Here is a 16,825-nt window from a genome sequence, read left to right as displayed (position 1 = left end):
TCCGGCCTTGGGGCGCGGACAGTCGGCGAGGCTTGTGGCAAGCTCAGAAAACGCAATGCCCCGGGCGCTTGCATGCAGAGGCGCTACCGGGGCTCACGAGAAGAACATGGACCATACCGAAGGAATTTTCAAGTGACGTTCGTCTATTCACCCGCAATTATTGCGAATCTGGAGTCATCCCACTCTCCCGAACGGCTGGCACCTTACTTCGACCTCGCCGGCGGTGACAAGGAGCTGGGCCTGAAGCTTTACGCCTGGAACAGCGCGCTGTCACAGGCCCTCTACACGCCCCTGCAGGGCTTGGAGGTCACGCTGCGCAACGGCATCAGCGCGAGGCTCAAGGCGAGCTACGGACCGACCTGGTTCGAGCTCAACCCGGGTCCGGCCCTGCACTACCCCCTGCCCGAGATGCTCCTGTCCGCCCGGACCGAGCTTGGAAAGCGCGGCATCCTGCCGGATCATGGCCGTGTGGTCGCGGAGCTGAACTGGGGGTTCTGGACCGGCATCCTCGCCAAGCGCTACGAACCGCTCTGGCGTTCGGACCTGCGCATGGTGTTCCAGTCGACCGGCCCCCTCACCCGTGCGCAGATCTTCCAGCCGCTGGATGACCTCCGTCGCCTGCGCAACCGCATCGCGCACCACGAACCGATCCTGAACCGCAACATTGCGGCCGACTACGCTGCCATCGTGGACTTGATCCGCTATGTTTCGCCGACTACGGCGCAATGGGTTGACAGTCAGAGCCAGGTGGCCGCCGTTCTGGCAACCAAACCGTGACAGGAATCGGGGCGATGGACGAACTTGCAAAGGCGGCGGGGGCGTTTCGGGCCGCGCTCGAGAATACGCCGCGAGCGGCCTTGCCGGTCACTCTTCAGGAGTTCCCGAACGGGGCATGTGGCGATGCCACCCTCCTCCTCGGCACCTACCTGAAAACCCTCGGGTTCGGGACGTTCGACTACGTCCTCGGCAGGGGTGAGGATAATGGCGAGACCTACTCGCACGCGTGGCTCCGGCAGGGAAACATCATCATCGACATCACGGCCGACCAGTTTCCGGGCCAGGAACCGCTGATTGTCACGGGTGCCTCGCCCTGGCACGACGGTTTCGAGGCCGAGGTGCAGCACGAGGCGGATTTCCATGTGTATGACGCCCATACCGTCGCGATGCTGGGCGCTGCCTATGCAGCCGTGATGGCCACTCTCGAGGCGATGGGCGCGGCCGATCCCGCGTGACGGCCCGTTATCCGGCCAACGCTTGAGTTGCCCCGCCGATCAGCCCACCCACGAACGAGCCGATTTTGGTGTAGGCAGACGCGTCGAGGTCGCCTTTTTCGTCTACTTTCTTCTCAATGCTTTCGCCAAGCTCAGGGTCATTCGGCTTCGCTTGAATCACCGCAATGCCTTTGGATGTGAGCTGCACACCCGAAAAGGCATAGCCACCTTCAAACTCCTGGACGCTGTGGGCGCGAATAAGGCCTTCACTGAGCATCCAGTGAAGGACGTCAGCAAACGTCTGGATTACCTCCTCTTCGTCACCATGGCGCTCGGTCATAATCTCCATGGCATCGGTATCATCAAGATCCACCCGCTTTAGGCCCTGATGAATGAGATGCGAAAGAATCCGCCCCATCGTTTCGTAGTGGTAATCGATCGTCGACATGAAAACCCGTCTGCCTGTTGCTTTGACACGTGGTTGCATCCACTCGTCTACCGACGCGCGCCGCAAGTCCCTTTCATAGGGCTGGCGGGACGACTCGCCACACATAACTTCTTGTATTTTAGATACTGCAAAGGGAGAGATATTCTCCTTAAAATTGCATTTCATACCAACAAGAAAACAAGATGAACGGAGGGGGTAGCATGCCGCAGCTTGATTAGATTTCAAGTACCAAAGATCCTCTGGCCTTACGAAAGACGAGACTGTCTACCTCACCGGGCGGCCGATTGAAGCGGTGAACACCTGGATGGCGGCGGCCAAAATCGACCAGGGAAGCGTGTTTCGGGCGATCGGACGGTGGGGTACCATGTCCCGCCGTGCGCTCGATCCACAATCGATCAACGCGATCCCCAAACAGCGGGCCGGGATGGCTGGATTGGAGCCTGGCGAGTTCTCCGGGCGGCGTTCGATCGGGCTATCTTACCGAGGCAACCAATCCCGGCATCCCTCTGCCGGAGGCTATGGAGCAGTCACGCCATCGATCAGTCCAAGTTGCGCCCACCTACTACAACAATGCGAAGTGACCCAGCGGCAGAGTCGCGCGTTTCCTGTAGTTGGCTTGGCAGAGGAGCCGCCGGCGGTGGACGGCTTATCTTTGTGAGCCGACTTTGATATCCCCATAAGCTATGCGTTAAGGAGTTTGGAGGCGGCGTGAAACAGATCCATCGACGGCTTCTTCATGCGGGCCTACAAAATTACGATCACGCCGATTTCGAAGTCGATTCGCCTTTTTTCTCGCAAGCTCTCCGAGCTCATCGTTGTCCCTGCTGCTCGATCGACCTTCAGGTCTTCGAGCATGAACTGGAGACGGAACCCCTCAAGCCGGGATTCGGCTACATTCGATGGCTGAACCTTGAGATATGCCCCGCCTGTGGCTGGTGGAACTTTCGCCAAAACCTCGCATCCTCGCCATTCGAGCGACCTGAGGAGGTTTTGAGGTCTACTTGGTGGGAACTTACCCATGCACTTCAGAGCGAGATTGAGTTGGGGACAGCCACCCTCCCCGTCGAAATGATCAGAAAGCACCTCCTTCGGCGTTGGGAAGACCGAAAGTTGATTTCCGCCCAGCAGGCAGAGGATCTTGTTGCCTCGCTTCTACAGGAGCATCACGGCGGTCAGGTCATCCGAACCACCGCTAATGCAAACTCGCCCGATGGCGGGATCGATCTCTATCTTGCATATGGTGACGACGGCATGGTCAGACGTGCGGTTCAGGTCAAGCGTCGCATAGCGACGGACACCGAACCTGTTGACGAGGTGCGCAACTTCGTTGGGGCGATGGTTTTGACCGGGTCCGACCGCGGAATTTTCGTCACGACTGCCTCCCGCTTTTCCACCATCGCCCAAGCTGTGCCTGGCATCGCGAAGGAGGCAAAATTCAAGCTCGAGCTCGAGCTCGTTGATGGTGAGCGTCTGTTCGAGATCCTCCGGGCCACGAGCGGGACAATGACCGCTCAGTTTCCGCCACGGGTCGAGCCTAATCAGGAGTGGCGCGGTCCCAAAGGTCGGAAGATTGTCGCGCGGGACCTCTTCACCGGAGACATCAGAGACTGGGCCTGAACTGACCTGCCACTGAACTTTCATCCAGCGGCGATTAGAGCCCCGGCGGTTTTCGATACGCCATTTGGCGCGGTGGGAGCAACCGGCGGAAACGCGTAGCCTTCATCTTGCGCAGCGTTGGAGCCGGTTGTGTCGATACCGGATCAATACTCCCCAGAAGTGCCGTTTGAATCTTCCCCAGTTTAGCGATGCCGCCGGTCTTCCGGGGCGCGCCCGCGGAAGACCGGCGGCACGCCATCACCGATACTACTCTCGATGGTCGAGAGGGGACTGGCGGTGATCAAACTCGGGGAGATAGTCATGATCTTAGATTTACACCGGCAGGGCTTGTCGGTGTCTGCGATCGCCAGGCAGACCGGCGTCGATCGAAAGACAATCCGCAAATATATCGAGCGTGGCCTTGAGGCACCGGCCTATGGACCAAGGAAGCCTCGGGCGACGGTCATTGATCCATTCACTGCGTATTTGCGTGAACGGGTGGCGGCCTATCCTGGCCTTAGCGGACGGCGGCTCCTGCGAGAGCTGAAGGAACGCGGATACGCCGGCGGCTACACTGCTGTTACGGACTTTCTCAGAGACGTCCGCCCGACCTCCGAACACGGGTTTGAAGTTCGGTTCGAAACAGCTCCCGGCGAACAGGCCCAGGTGGATTTCGCCCAATTCCATGTTGTCTTCACCGATGAGCCGGCAACCCCCAGGATCGTCTGGTTGTTTTCTATGGTGCTGGGCCATAGCCGTCTCATCTGGGCGCGCTTTGTTATGCATCAGGATCTGCCAACGGTGCTGCGATGCCACGTGGCAGCGTTCGATGCGATCGGCGGCGTTCCGCGCGAGATCCTTTACGACCGAATGAAGACTGCGGTCATCGGCGAAGGCGAAACGGGCGGCATTGTTTATAACCGCGCTCTGCTCGATCTCGCTCGCCATTACGGCTTTCACCCAAAGGCCTGCAAACCATATCGCGCCAAAACGAAGGGAAAGGTCGAGCGGCCATTCCGCTATATTCGCGAAGACTTCTTCCTGGCGCGCTCGTTTCGCAACCTTGATGATCTCAACGCCCAACTCCGGTATTGGCTTGATACGGTTGCCAATCCGCGTGTGCACGCCACAACGCAGCGGGTCGTCATGGAAGCCTTCGTTGAAGAGCGCTTTCATCTGCGTCCCTTGCCTCTGGCTCCGTTCCGATCGGTTTTGCGGCTTGAGCGCAGGATATCTCGAGAGGGCATGGTGAGCGTCGGTGGAAACGCCTACAGCGTGCCCGATGCCACCAGGCGGCGGCTCGTCGAAGTTCACACCTGGGCGAATGAGGTCCGAATCTTCGAAGATGGTGCGCTGATTGCTGTGCATCCGGTATTGGAAGGACGCCATCAGCGCCGTGTCGAACCAGGACACAGAACCCATCGCTCAGCGCCGCGATCGCGACCACACGTCAACAACGACGAGATCATTCTTCATGGATCCGGAGACAGGGTCACACAGCGGCCGCTTGCCTTCTACGACGCCGTCGCCAGAGCTATGGCACAGGAGAACCGCCCATGAGCGCCGCTCTCGATGCTGTACCGTCGATGATCGACCGCATTCGCCATGACCTTGTTGGCTTGAAGATGCCACGTGCTCTTGAAGCGCTCGATCATATTGTCCGCCGCCTGGAGCATGGCGAACTCTCGGCACTCGAAGCAATTGATATTCTCCTTTCCGAAGAACTGACCCTGCGCGAGAACAGCCGCATAAAAACGGCACTGCGAATGGGTCGCCTGGCAACCATCAAAACACTCGCCGGCTTCGATTTCTCCTTCCAGCCCTCCCTCGATCGAGATCGGATCTTCACGCTTGCGCAACTGGGTTTCATCGACCGGCATGAAGCGGTGCATTTTCTCGGGCCACCGGGAACCGGCAAAAGCCATCTCGCCGTGGCGCTCGGCGTCGAAGCCGTCAAAGCTGGCAAGAGCGTCTACTTCTGCACGCTGGCCGATCTCATTGCAGCGCTGTCCAGGGCCGAACGCGAGGGCCGGCTGCAAGAGCGCATCCGCTTCTTCTGCAGGCCAAGTCTGCTGATCGTCGATGAGATCGGCTATCTCCCGGTCATCGCCGGCGGCGGCAATCTGTTCTTCCAACTCGTCAACGCCCGCTACGAGAGAGGAGCAATGATCCTGACGTCCAATCGCGGCTTTGCAGAATGGGGTGATGTTTTTGGTGATGCCGTCGTCGCAACCGCCTTGCTCGACAGGCTTCTGCATCACGCCGTAGTCGTCCAAATCGAAGGATCAAGTTACAGGCTGCGCCAACATGCCGAACTGATGCCTGAACACGTCCGTTCCAAAGCTTTGATTACGCCACCCTCCTTCGCGCCGCCGCCACGTCCAAGAGGTCGGCCGCCGAAAAATACCCAATTCTCCATGCCGTCCACGTCGGCATAATTGTGGAATTTTACTTCGGCACTTGGAGTGCGCCCCTGAGGGTGGACAGATAGGCTTGATGAATTGACCGGGCTTGCCGGGTTTCCGAAAGTGGAGCCCATGGCAAAACATCGCATTCACGGTATGGAATTCAAACGGCAGGTCGCGCAGGAGTTTATCGCGGGCGAGACTCTGCATGGTCTGGCAAAGCGCCACGACGTGTCACGCAACTTGATCCGGATTTGGGTGAGCAAGTATGAGGAAGGCGCGTTCGACGATGACGTTCAAGCCGCCGACCTTATCCAAGAATACGAGGCCCGGATTGCAGCGCTTGAGCGCCTCGTTGGCAAACAGGCGCTGGAACTGGAGTTTCTAAAGGGGGCTCTGAAAAACGCACCGCGGCCGAGAAGCGGAGCTACATCCGCCATCACCGGCCCGCTGGTATCTCCGTCGCCGAAGGATGCCGGCTAATGGGTATCGCACGCTCGACCTATTATGACAGCCCGGAAAAGCCTGTCGATGATACCTCTATCGTCGAGGCGATGTTTGCCATCTGCGATGAATTTGAATTCTACGGCTGCCGTCGCGTAGGGGCGGCCCTACGCCAGCAGGGCTTGGTCATCAACCACAAGAAGATCAGACGGTTGATGCGTCAACACGATCTGCATCCGAAGGTTCGCCGCAGGTTCGTCGCCACCACCGACAGCAATCATGATGGCCTGATCTTCCCGAACCTGGCGAAGGACATCGTGCCGACCGGCCCCAACCAGCTCTGGGTTTCCGACATCACTTACGTCGCGCTGCCTACCCGCTTCATTTACGTCGCGGTCGTCCTCGATGTCTGGTCACGGTTGATCGTCGGTTACGCCGTCAGTCGGAGTATCGACGCGCGTCTGACGGTTGCAGCATTGAAGGCAGCGATAGAGCGTCGCCGGCCGCCATCGGGCTGCATACATCATTCCGACCGCGGCTCCCAATACGCAGCTCAGGTGTACCGGGATGCCCTGTCTGGCAGTAGTCTCGTCGGTTCAATGGGCCGTAGGGGGAATCCCTATGACAATGCCAAGGCAGAAAGCTTCATGAAGACGCTGAAGGTCGAAGCGGTCTATCCGATGGCCTATGAAACGTTCGAAGAGGTGACCGAGCACCTTCCCCACTTCATCGAGGAGGTTTACAACACACGCAGACTTCATTCAGCGCTCGGCTATCTGAGCCCGCAGCAGTTCGAGGATCAACACATCCGGCAGACTGGCAAAACAGCGGCCTGATGACCGTCCACCCTCAGGGGCGCACTCCAACTTTTGGGGAAATTTCAGTCGGCATTGACAGGTTGCGGCGATGGTCCCGGCATAGTTGGCCGGGGTCTGATATCCGAGCGATGAGTGCGGCCGGAAATTGTTGTAATCCTCCGCCCATTAGGAAATGGCGCTGCGGGCGTGGCCGAGACCGAAGAACAGGCTCTCGTTCAGCAGTTCGTCGCTTTCTTCGCGCATGCGGCCGTTGAAGGATTCGACGTAGCCGTTCTGCATCGGCTTTCCCGGCGCGATGTAGTGCCATTCGACCTTGTGCTCCTTTGACCAGGCGAGGATCGCGTTCGACGTGAACTCCGTTCCGTGGTCGGAGACGATCATGCCGGGCTTGCCGCGCCGTTCGATAAGCGCCGTCAGTTCGCGGGCGACCCGACGCCCGGAGATCGATGTGTCGGGGATTGCCGCCAGGCATTCGCGCGTCACGTCATCGACGATGTTGAGCACGCGAAACCTCCTCCTTCTTCGGGAGTGAGGTGGCTCGCCCTAGACTGTTTCTTCCGAGGGTTGCTCGGACAGGCCGGGCCGATCCTCAAACAGGAGGACGAGCCGTGTCTGATTATAGAGAAGCTTTTGTCGGAATCGATGTTGCGAAGCGTCACAATGCTATCGCCGTTGCCGAGTGCGGCCGAACCGGCGAGGTCCGTTATTGGGGAGAGGTCGAGGCTTCTGATACCGGGATGCGCCGCGCGATCAAGCAGATCACGGCGAAGTTTGTACACGTGTATTTCTGTTACGAAGCCGGGCCCACTGGCTACGGGCTCTACCGGCTGATCCGCGCACTCGGGCACGAATGCATCGTTGTCGCTCCCTCGTTGATCCCGAGGAAGCCTGGTGACCGGGTCAAGACGAACCGGCGCGATGCCATTTCGCTCGCCCGGCTATTGCGGGCCGGCGAGCTCACGGCGGTCTGGGTTCCCGATGAAGGTCATGAGGCCATGCGTGACCTTGTCCGAGCTCGCACGAGTGCCGTCGAGACGCTGCGCACCCATCGCCAGCAGGTCAACGCCTTCATGCTCAAGCACGGCCGTATCTATCCCGGCAAGAGGAGCTGGACGATGCGTTACCTTCGGTGGCTGCAAGAACAACACTTCGACCATCCTGCCCATCAGATCGCGCTTCAGGAGATGGTCGAAGCGGTGCGGATCGCCCAGGAACGTGTGCGGCGGCTCGAAACGGTCATCGTGGAATTCGTGCCCCGCTGGTCACTCGCTCCGGTCGTAGGGGCTCTGCGGGCCTTGCGTGGCGTGGACTTGATCGCCGCGGTGACGTTTGCGACAGAAGTGGGAGATGCCGGTCGGTTTGAGAGCCCTCGCCAGTTGATGGGTTACCTCGGCCTTGTTCCCGGCGAACGATCAACCGGAGAGACAACAAAGAGGATCGGCATTACCAAGGCAGGCAACAGTCGAGTCCGGACCTTGCTGGTTGAATGCGCGTGGACGTATCGGTATCCGCCTCGGATCGGTAAGAGGAAGCTGTATCGCCTCGAAGAGGTATCATCATCGGTTCGCGAGATCGCCTGGAAAGCGCAGACCCGCCTGACGGCCCGCTATCGCATGCTGAGCGCCCGAGGGAAGAAGTCGACGGTTGTGTGCACCGCGGTCGCACGGGAACTCGCCGGCTTCATGTGGGCAATTGCAAGGGAGGCGCGACAAACCACGCCATAACGGCAGCCGCGCACGACTCGCGCATTGGCGGAGGCGGGACAACGGCAGGGGAATGTCCGTTAACCGCTTTGTGGCCGGCATGTCCGACGCCCGCAGTAAGACAGGAACAGCCCCAGACGCAAAATCGGGAATGCGGTAGCCAACCCGCGTATCAGAGCTTGATCACCGACGTCTTTCAGTTCCGCCTCCACCAATGCGCAAGCTATCCACCTCGAGCGTTCCTACGGAACGAGTGACTCGACACGTCTGCAACGTTGACAGCGGACATCAGAGCGGTTAGCTGACACCGTCTGACCTGAAGTTCCAAGGCATGAGGGCTTCGATTTCGGATGCTGGCCAGCCTTGAGCAATGCGGGTCAAGGTCTGCGAGAGCCAGTCGAGCGGATCGACGTTGTTCATTTTGGCGGTCTGCAAGAGGGTGGCCACCGTTGCCCAGGTTCGTCCACCGCCCTCGCTTCCGGCGAATAGACTATTCTTCCTCGTAATTGTCTGGGGCCTGATCGCGCGTTCGACAATGTTGGAGTCGATCTCGATGCGACCGTCCGCTAAAAAGCGCTCCAGCGCCTCGCGCCGGGTGAGCGCGTAGCGGATCGCCTCAGCGGTCTTGGACTTCCCGGAGACCTTGCCGAGCTCTCTTTCCCAAAGATCGAAGAGACTGGCGACAATGGCTGCAGACTTTCCCTGGCGAAGCGTGGAGCGGCTGTCGGCATCCTTGCCACGAACCTCATCTTCGATGCGCCAGAGCTCGGTCATTGCCAGGACAGTGTCTGTGGCGGCCTGAGAGACACCGCTAATGTGCAGATCGTAAAACTTGCGCCGTAGATGTGCCCAACATCCTGCAAGCTGGATCGTTTCGTTGCTGCCGGTTTTCGCCCGCGTCTTGGCGAGATTGGTATAGGCCGAGTAGCCATCCACTTGCAGGATGCCGCTGAATCCGGCGAGATGACGCGTCACGCAATCCGCGCCTCTGCTGTCTTCAAAACGATAGGCCACCATCGGCGGACTGGTCCCACCATAGGGGCGATCGTCGCGCGCATAGGCCCAAAGCCAGGCCTTGGTGGTTTTGCCCGAACCGGGCGCAAGAGTGGGCAGGGTCGTCTCGTCGGCAAAGATCCTTTCGCCCTCCTTGACCCTCTCCAGGATATAATCGGCCAGCATCTGCAGTTCGAAGCCGAGATGCCCCATCCATTGGGCCATCAGCGATCGGCTGATCTCGTCGCCGTCACGCAGATAGATCGCATCCTGCCGATAAAGAGGAAGACCATCGGCGTATTTGGAAACGGCGATATAAGCGAGCAGCCGTTCCGTCGGCAGGCCGCCTTCGATGATGTGTGCCGGCGCCAGGGCCTGGACCACGCCATCGCTGCCCCGGAAAGCGTATTTGGGACGGCGCGTCACGATAATCCTGAACTTCGGCGGCACGACGTCCAGACGTTCGCAGCGGTCCTCACCGATCAGAACCTTTGCCAGCCCCTCGCACCCGGCCGGAATTTCCGGCTCGATGACCTCCTCGATGCGTTCGAGATGGGCGGCAAAACCCTTGCGCGGACGCGGTGCTCGCTTCGGCTTGTCTTTGGCCGCGCGGTCGAGTTCGCTGCGGATTGCCGATAGGCCGGTTTCGACCTCTTCGAAAGCAAAGGAGACCTGCTCGTCGTTGACCCCGAGGCGGAGCCGCTCAGAGCGCTTGCCATTTTGCGTGCGCTGCAAAACCTTCATGATCAAGGTCAGGTTGGCAATCCGCTCGTTGGCGCTCTTCTCAACCGCCTCCAACCGCGCGATCTCAGCCTCGGCCGCCTTCAGCCGGGCCTCCTTCTCAGCCTGTTCGCGCGCCAGCGCGAGGACCATCGCTTTCAGCGCATCAACGTCGTCCGGCAGGTCGCTAAGGGGCAAATCCATGAGGTCAAATAGAGCACAAGAACAGCCGCTTTCCCAATCATTACAGCAGCATGATTCGTCTTGCCGCAGTCCTGTTCAGCCCGTTAGCAACGGCCGCCTGACCTTGGTTGGCCGGATCTTTTTCCAATCCAGACCGGCTAGAAGCGCCATTAATTGCGAATGGTCCAGGCGTATCCGGGCGGCCGATATGCCCGGCCAGCAAAAGCTCTGCTCCTCGAGCGTTTTGTACCTCACAAAAGAATGCAGCCACTGCCAACGCAGATACGCAGTTAGTGCGGGTAACGCATCCGTTTCATCCTCTATTCCCACGGCAGTTGCCGTGTGTCGGCAAGCGCTACAACCGGCATGGTGAACGCCTTTTGCTGCAGACCGAGGACGCCACTGTTTGGTCGGTTCCCCCGCAATGGACTGATCTTGTGAGCCTGGATCCTGAAGTCGTCATGAGCAACGGACGATCGCTCTTGCGGGTCGCCGACTTAATGGAGTTGGCCACTCTGGTGGAGCGCCTTTCGAGCAAATCGGGCACGCGCTGACGTCCAGAAGTGTAAGGATAAATATGCCGCGTTCGTAAAGTAGATTATGCCGCAAGAGGTTACTTTATGAAGGACAATGCCTGTAAATGCGAGGCCAAATATGGAATACACCGCGTTTGTCGTCTTGACGAGGTGGTAATGTGCGTCATAATTAGCATTACGCTAACGCCGCTTCATGTCCTCGGAGCCATCGATGTCTGCGAAGTACGACAGCAAGCGCACAAAGACCGATGTCCTCATCGAAGAGGGTACGTTCAATCCCACCCCCGAGAAGGTGCGCGATCCAAAGTTTCGGGGCAGCGAGTTCTTCGATCCGCACGACGCCGTGCAAGTCAAATACGAGATGCTGCGTCGCGTCTCCATCGACAAGGTGTCGGTGACGGAGGCCTCCGACGAGTACGGTGTTTCCAGACCGACTTACTACCAGGCCAAGGTGAACTTCGATATGGCCGGCATTGCCGGACTGGTGCCGACGAAGCCGGGCCCCCGCGGTCCCCACAAGATCGACGACAAGGTCGTGGCATTTCTGCAGGCGCATCTCTCCCCAGGAGAACCCGTCCGCGCCCGGGAACTTGCCAAGCTGCTCCGCCAGGAACTCGATATCGAGCTTCATCCCAGATCGATCGAGCGGGTTCTAAAAAAAAGCGGCAGGTAAACATTGCCGCGACGGCGGCATGCCCGATCCAACCGTCAACCATCGCTTCCCAGTACGAGGTATTGCGCAAGGCTGCTCTCGGCGCAGCGTTGCCGCTTATGGCGCGTAGCGGCCTGCTGCTCTTTTTGCGCCGGGGCATGTGGGGATGGGCTCAGGCGCTCGCCACAACAGCAATCACCCCGCGAGAGCAGAATTACCCATCGTCAATTGCTTGGCCGCTGCACCGCGGACACAGCGCCGTCGTTCACGTCCTTGCGACAATCGCCATGAGCATCAACGATCGGAGATCACGATGAATGTACATCTCAAAGTCCAGCCTCATCACCTCGAACGCGGCGCCTATCTGTACATCCGCCAGTCTTCCATGCGGCAAGTCGTTGAGAACGTCGAGAGCGCCAGGCGGCAATATGCGCTTCGGGGGCGCGCTGTCGCCCTCGGCTGGCGCGACGAGCAGATTATCGTCATCGACAACGATCAAGGAGAGTCCGGTGCATCGGCCGCCTGGCGTGAAGGGTTCCAGCGCCTGGTCAGCGACGTCGGCATGGGGCATGCCGGGATCGTCATGGGCCTGGAAGTCTCTCGTCTCGCGCGTAACAATGCCGACTGGCAGCGTTTGCTAGAGATTTGCGCCCTTGCCGATACACTGATCCTCGACGAAGACGGCGTCTATGACCCGGCAAGTTTCAACGACCGGCTCCTGCTCGGCCTCAAGGGAACAATGAGTGAGGCCGAACTGCATGTGATCAAGGCCCGGCTACGCGGCGGCATTCTCAATAAGGTGCGGCGCGGCGAGTTTCGTTGCCTGCTGCCGACTGGGCTGGTCTATGACCATTTCGGCAATGTGACGCTTGATCCAGACATGCAAGTCAGAGAAACGATCATTCATTTCTTTGAGATGTTCTCTCGCCTCGGGTCCGCCTCCCAGACCGTCAAGGTCTTTCGCAATGAAGGCCTATTGTTTCCGTCGCGCCTACACAACGGCGACACGCTGTTTCGGCCGCTGACCGCATCGACGGCGATGCGTGTCCTGAACAATCCGCGCTACGCTGGCGCCTATACCTATGGCCGACGACAGTTTCGACGCAAAATCGATGGCAAGAGGACTTTGCGTGCGCGCGACATTGATGACTGGCCGGCCTGCATTCCCGATGCTCATCCCGGCTATATCAGCTGGGAGCGACATCAGGAGAATCTGAAGATCCTCAAGGCGAATGGCCGTGGATTTGAAGCGGCACGAGCTTCAATCCCAAGGGAGGGACCGGCACTGCTGCAAGGCCGGGCCGTGTGTGGGCAATGCGGCAGCCACCTTAGGGTTCGCTATGCGGCCCGGCGTGGCCGGCAGGAAGCCTGGTACATCTGTAATCGTGCCCGCATTTATCGTGGGGAGCCTATGTGTCAGTCGATCGCCGGGCCTCCCGTCGATGAAGCCATCGGCATGCTGATTGCTGAGCAGATGACGCCGGCGGCTGTCGAACTCGCTCTCGAAGTCCGCAAGGAGATCCAAGCCCGACATGAAGAAGCAGACCGCTTGCGCTGTCGTGCGATCGAACGCGCCCAAACGGAAGCCGATCTCGCTCAGCGCCGCTTCATGCTTGTCGATCCTAGTAACCGCCTCGTCGCCGACACGCTCGAAGGTGAATGGAACGAAAAGCTTCGCACACTGGCCAGCGCCCGCGAAGAGCGCGAACGTGGCCGAGAGCACGATCAATTCATCCTCGATAAAGCTGTCCACGAGCGGTTAGTCGCGATGACGGCCGACTTCAACGAACTCTGGAAAGATCCGGATACCCCAAGCCGCGAACGCAAGCGATTGATGGCCCACATCATCGAGGACGTCACTCTCTTAAAGCTGCCGGCCGAAGGAACCACCAAGCTTCACGTTCGCTTCAAGGGTGGCAAAATCCAGACGGTCACCACCATGAACCCAAAGTCCTCCGCTCAGCAGATCAAGACAAAGCCCAACATCGTTGAACTGATCGATAACCTTCTCGATGATTACATTTATCCGGAGATCGCCGAGATCCTGAACGAGCAGGGTCATCGCCCAGGTGGAACAGCACGTCGCGGCTGCCACAATGCCCGCTTTACACCTCTCAAAGTCGCCTATCTCATCCACGAATATAAGCTGCAATCACGATATGATCGACTGCGACAGCGGGGAATGCTGACAAGACAGGAAGCGGCAGTGCACCTCAACATCAGCGAGCAAACCGTCGCCAGATGGGCCAAGTATGGCCTCATTGCCAGACATGCCTACAACGGGCACTACAGCCTATACGAAATCCCCGATGGAGACTTGCCGCAGAAGCAATGCAGCCGTTGGAACCAACTCCAAGATCGGGCTGCTGCGCGCCAACAAACGCAAACTGAGCCAAGAGCATCAACTGGCGAGGAAAGAGGTGTAGTATGAACGCTGATCGTTCGTGAACAGGCAGGCACCTTGGCCGTCGTGCCAGATCACCTTGATCAGGCCGCCGCTCCGGCCCCGAAAGACGAAGAGATGGCCGCTCATCGGATCGCGCTTCAACGTCTCCTGCACCATCAGCGACAGGCCGGGAAAGCCTCTGCGCATGTCGGTATAGCCTGTCGCCAGCCAGACCTTCACACCGCTCGGGACCGGGATCATCGCCGCTCCAACACATCGAGGATCCGGGCCAAGGCTTCGGTATCGATGTCGCTCTCGACCCGCAGGCGACGGCCACCGCCAAGCTCGATCATCACCATGCTTGCTTTCTTGCGCGAGCGGGAGACCGGCGGCGGCTCGGTCGGGATCGCCGGCGCAGGCAGCGCTTCGACGATCTCCACCGGAATGAGTTGCGGCACGGGCGGAGCGGAGATTTGGCAGAGCTCCTTGCGCCAGCGGAAGAGCTGACTCACATGGATGCCGGCCGAGTGGGCGATCTCTGAAACACTTGCCCCTGACTCAAGCGTCGCCGCGATCAGGCGCTCCTTCTCCTCCCGGGACCAGCGCCGACGCCGCTCGACCGACGTAATGACCTCAATCTGATGCTTCGTCATAGGACTACCCCTAGTGTTTGCACTAGGACTTGCAGCCTTCAGCCTAACTCAGCAAGGCGGCTCTCACCGGAGGGGTACCGCGCTTACAATGGAATCGGTCTTTGGATCTTGTAGAATCTGTATCAAACCGCCGGATGCAAGTTATTGTCTTTTTGCGAAACCCACAGGGGGTGGTGCGCCCCCTCATGACGGACGAAAGGGCCTCAGCCTAAGCGAGGACCCCGCTCGCGACGGAGAGGCGATATCTGAAGGACATGTTTTGAATTTGAGCCGGCGGAAGCCGACCACCAAATCTCTTGCTCTTGACGGGATTCGGACCATTGCCAACCCCGTTATTCTGCTACGAAACTATTGGGGACCGAGAACGCATCTGAGACGTAACCTACACCCGGGCGGGGTGAAGAATGGAGCCGAGAACAGATCAGCAATCGCGGCTGCGCGTCGGCAGGTACTTTATCAATGACCGGTTGGCTTCTCCGCCCCGAGGAGTAGAGGTATTAGCTCGACAACAAGTCTGGCGGAAGCAGCGCAACCGTAGTCGTGGTATTTATCGTTTTTATTGCCATCGGCGAGATCGACCACCGTTTTCGCTCCGAAATAAATGGGAGCATGGGCCGAAGAAAAGGCAGCACGGTAGATGCCATACATTTCCATGTCTAAAGCCGCCATTTTCCTGTGCTGACCATGAATAGCGAGAATTTTCTTTTCGTCCGCGATAACTGCTGAACCAGTGGCCATTGGCCCCACTGACATCTTCTTGAAGATTATTGCATCGTCGATCAAACCTTCCTTTATCCTCCTTCCCTTTGGGTCTTGCTCAATAAATTGGTTAATTGTGGTTTTGACTATATCGTCGAGTGGAACATCATAGTGCTCCATTCGGAAGTCGTCGTCCGCCCACTTGCCTGCTTGATACTCCCAACAAATGTCAGCGACAACGATTGTGCCGATCTCGGCGTTGCCTACGACACCGGCACAGATTCCCGACATTGCGACCAACCGTGGCTTGAACTGCTCAATTACCCTAGCTGCCGAAATCGATGCTTCCACCAGGCCCATCCGCGGCAATCTCACTATTGCCCCACGCAGGTCGCCTATTCGAGCGACGAGACAGTCGATCCCGCGCACGTTCTTCATGGGACCAAGAACGGCTGAAGTTTGCCGAAAACCGCCACGTTCCTTTTCGAGAGCGCACAGCACGACAAAGTCGAAAGATTCCTGCTCTTTTATTCGACCAAGAGCAGCGGCTAAGCTTCTCCTCCATTCCTCCTTCGCATCACCATATCTGACGATGAGAATGCCCGCGTCGTTGAACACCTGCCTCTTTTCATCAAAGAGATCGTTGAAGCCGGTCAAGGCAACAATATTGCTCCCGCGATTTTTGTCACTCGACTCGATGACTCCCACGATGTCGTCGGAGATGTCGATTGGGTCCTCTGCTTTATTACGCAGCGGTAGCATTAGGTCTACTACGATCAAATCGTACTTCGATTGGTATAGACTTTTCGTAGCTTGTTGCATCGTCTCCGCTCGCTCGACGACAAGCGTAAGGCTCTCAAAGCATTCAATAACCTGCTCTCGAACAGCGTCGAATTTCGGGTCCTGGTCTTCAATTACGAGCACTTTCATTGTATTTTCTTCATTTCTTCTTGTAACGAAATACGCCATTCTGGGTGTTCGTGACGATAATGGATCACAGATACAATATTAGCGTCGTAGTTTTCTATCAAAATTTCTTTAGCCTTTCGTAAATTTACTAAGTTACCTTCTATCTCAATTTCTGGAAACTGCGTCAATACTATCACAGGATCCGAACGACGAAGGTAAGAAAGCTCCATGATGACCTCTAACCCACCGGAGAGCAGCGAGGAAGTTGGGCCAAAGCCAGGCCTGAGTTGATGGCTGGGAAGGGCCATATCCAACATTATCAAGTCGAAGGCCATTTCTTGCAGCTTGCCGACAGCAGCGTGCACAGAGGTAGCGGCGGTGAAAACCGCGGAAGGAAATGTTTTACGGACAACATCACAAACACTGTGAGCTTTGAAACTGTCGTCCTCTACTATCAAGGCTCTCACTA

18 protein-coding genes and 2 pseudogenes are annotated in these 16,825 nt (G+C 58.2%); 12 read left to right on the top strand and 8 right to left on the bottom strand.

Annotated elements, in window-relative coordinates; all coding sequences use genetic code 11:
* The first annotated feature begins 132 nt into the window (after nucleotides 1-132).
* Both IB277_RS19415 and IB277_RS19410 read left to right on the top strand, forming a co-directional pair.
* A complete protein-coding gene (locus IB277_RS19415) occupies nucleotides 133-777 on the top strand; it encodes a hypothetical protein (protein ID WP_192371361.1) in 645 nt (214 codons plus the stop codon).
* 14 nt (nucleotides 778-791) lie between these two features.
* Complete coding sequence (locus IB277_RS19410; protein WP_192371360.1) at nucleotides 792-1,232, top strand: hypothetical protein; 441 nt, start codon at nucleotides 792-794, stop codon at nucleotides 1,230-1,232.
* Nucleotides 1,233-1,239: 7 nt separating this feature from the next.
* Here the strand turns inward: IB277_RS19410 and IB277_RS19405 are convergent, their stop codons facing one another.
* The gene (locus IB277_RS19405; protein ID WP_192371359.1) at nucleotides 1,240-1,659 is read right to left on the bottom strand and encodes a hypothetical protein; all 420 of its coding nucleotides are present in this window, start codon (nucleotides 1,657-1,659) and stop codon (nucleotides 1,240-1,242) included.
* A 250-nt stretch (nucleotides 1,660-1,909) separates the two neighbouring features.
* On the opposite strand from IB277_RS19405, the pseudogene IB277_RS38105 reads away from it, so the two are divergent.
* The 6 genes and pseudogenes from IB277_RS38105 to IB277_RS19380 form a co-directional block, all read left to right on the top strand.
* A pseudogene (locus IB277_RS38105) lies at nucleotides 1,910-2,240 on the top strand (integrase); the annotation flags it as partial.
* A 127-nt stretch (nucleotides 2,241-2,367) separates the two neighbouring features.
* Entirely contained in the window at nucleotides 2,368-3,276 is a 909-nt protein-coding gene (locus tag IB277_RS38935) for a restriction endonuclease (protein ID WP_192371358.1), read from the top strand.
* 276 nt (nucleotides 3,277-3,552) lie between these two features.
* Nucleotides 3,553-4,815: an IS21 family transposase gene (gene istA / locus IB277_RS19395; RefSeq protein WP_192371357.1), complete on the top strand. Its 1,263-nt coding sequence runs from the start codon at nucleotides 3,553-3,555 to the stop codon at nucleotides 4,813-4,815.
* Complete coding sequence (gene istB, locus IB277_RS19390) at nucleotides 4,812-5,693, top strand: IS21-like element helper ATPase IstB (RefSeq protein ID WP_065375085.1); 882 nt, start codon at nucleotides 4,812-4,814, stop codon at nucleotides 5,691-5,693. The genes istA and istB overlap by 4 nt, the downstream gene beginning before the upstream one ends.
* Before the next feature lie 99 nt (nucleotides 5,694-5,792).
* Nucleotides 5,793-6,143: a transposase gene (locus IB277_RS19385; RefSeq protein ID WP_192371356.1), complete on the top strand. Its 351-nt coding sequence runs from the start codon at nucleotides 5,793-5,795 to the stop codon at nucleotides 6,141-6,143.
* The gene (locus IB277_RS19380) at nucleotides 6,092-6,940 is read left to right on the top strand and encodes an IS3 family transposase (protein WP_192371552.1); all 849 of its coding nucleotides are present in this window, start codon (nucleotides 6,092-6,094) and stop codon (nucleotides 6,938-6,940) included. The genes IB277_RS19385 and IB277_RS19380 overlap by 52 nt, the downstream gene beginning before the upstream one ends.
* On the opposite strand, the pseudogene IB277_RS19375 reads toward IB277_RS19380, so the two are convergent.
* Nucleotides 6,866-7,438, bottom strand: a pseudogene (locus IB277_RS19375) (integrase core domain-containing protein); the annotation flags it as partial. The gene IB277_RS19380 and the pseudogene IB277_RS19375 overlap by 75 nt on opposite strands.
* A 92-nt stretch (nucleotides 7,439-7,530) precedes the next feature.
* Between IB277_RS19375 and IB277_RS19370 the strand changes: the two are divergent.
* On the top strand, nucleotides 7,531-8,646 hold the full coding sequence (locus IB277_RS19370) for an IS110 family transposase (RefSeq protein WP_113554948.1): 1,116 nt from the start codon (nucleotides 7,531-7,533) through the stop codon (nucleotides 8,644-8,646).
* A 276-nt stretch (nucleotides 8,647-8,922) separates the two neighbouring features.
* Here the strand turns inward: IB277_RS19370 and IB277_RS19365 are convergent, their stop codons facing one another.
* Nucleotides 8,923-10,542, bottom strand: coding sequence for an IS66 family transposase (locus tag IB277_RS19365; RefSeq protein WP_192371355.1), 1,620 nt, complete (start codon nucleotides 10,540-10,542; stop codon nucleotides 8,923-8,925).
* A gap of 75 nt (nucleotides 10,543-10,617) precedes the next feature.
* Nucleotides 10,618-10,776 (bottom strand): IS66 family insertion sequence element accessory protein TnpB, encoded by a 159-nt coding sequence (gene tnpB, locus IB277_RS38930; RefSeq protein ID WP_192371354.1) that lies wholly within the window; start codon nucleotides 10,774-10,776, stop codon nucleotides 10,618-10,620.
* Nucleotides 10,777-10,814: 38 nt separating this feature from the next.
* Here tnpB (IB277_RS38930) and IB277_RS38925 point away from each other — a divergent pair, with 38 nt between their 5' ends.
* The 3 genes from IB277_RS38925 (at nucleotide 10,815) to IB277_RS19345 (ending at nucleotide 14,140) form a co-directional block, all read left to right on the top strand.
* Nucleotides 10,815-11,075: a DUF5372 family protein gene (locus IB277_RS38925; RefSeq protein WP_192371353.1), complete on the top strand. Its 261-nt coding sequence runs from the start codon at nucleotides 10,815-10,817 to the stop codon at nucleotides 11,073-11,075.
* 193 nt (nucleotides 11,076-11,268) lie between these two features.
* Nucleotides 11,269-11,730, top strand: coding sequence for a helix-turn-helix domain-containing protein (locus IB277_RS19350; protein ID WP_192371352.1), 462 nt, complete (start codon nucleotides 11,269-11,271; stop codon nucleotides 11,728-11,730).
* A 292-nt stretch (nucleotides 11,731-12,022) separates the two neighbouring features.
* On the top strand, nucleotides 12,023-14,140 hold the full coding sequence (locus tag IB277_RS19345) for a recombinase family protein (RefSeq protein WP_192371351.1): 2,118 nt from the start codon (nucleotides 12,023-12,025) through the stop codon (nucleotides 14,138-14,140).
* Here IB277_RS19345 and tnpB (IB277_RS19340) read toward each other — a convergent pair.
* From tnpB (IB277_RS19340) to IB277_RS19325, 4 genes are all read right to left on the bottom strand, one after another.
* On the bottom strand, nucleotides 14,111-14,356 hold the full coding sequence (tnpB, locus tag IB277_RS19340) for an IS66 family insertion sequence element accessory protein TnpB (protein ID WP_192371350.1): 246 nt from the start codon (nucleotides 14,354-14,356) through the stop codon (nucleotides 14,111-14,113). The genes IB277_RS19345 and tnpB (IB277_RS19340) overlap by 30 nt on opposite strands.
* Nucleotides 14,353-14,748: a transposase gene (locus IB277_RS19335; protein WP_034803538.1), complete on the bottom strand. Its 396-nt coding sequence runs from the start codon at nucleotides 14,746-14,748 to the stop codon at nucleotides 14,353-14,355. The genes tnpB (IB277_RS19340) and IB277_RS19335 overlap by 4 nt, the downstream gene beginning before the upstream one ends.
* Nucleotides 14,749-15,204: 456 nt before the next feature.
* The gene (locus IB277_RS19330; protein WP_192371349.1) at nucleotides 15,205-16,377 is read right to left on the bottom strand and encodes a hypothetical protein; all 1,173 of its coding nucleotides are present in this window, start codon (nucleotides 16,375-16,377) and stop codon (nucleotides 15,205-15,207) included.
* Nucleotides 16,374-16,823 carry a response regulator gene (locus tag IB277_RS19325; RefSeq protein ID WP_192371348.1) on the bottom strand — a complete coding sequence of 150 codons (450 nt, stop codon included), beginning with the start codon at nucleotides 16,821-16,823 and terminating at the stop codon, nucleotides 16,374-16,376. The genes IB277_RS19330 and IB277_RS19325 overlap by 4 nt, the downstream gene beginning before the upstream one ends.
* Between the last annotated feature and the right edge of the window lie 2 nt (nucleotides 16,824-16,825).

It is taken from the genome of Ensifer sp. ENS07, from assembly GCF_014852185.1.
Taxonomy (GTDB): domain Bacteria; phylum Pseudomonadota; class Alphaproteobacteria; order Rhizobiales; family Rhizobiaceae; genus Ensifer; species Ensifer adhaerens.
Note: the sequence above shows the minus strand (reverse complement) of the source record. Positions and strands in the feature narration are given on the sequence as shown.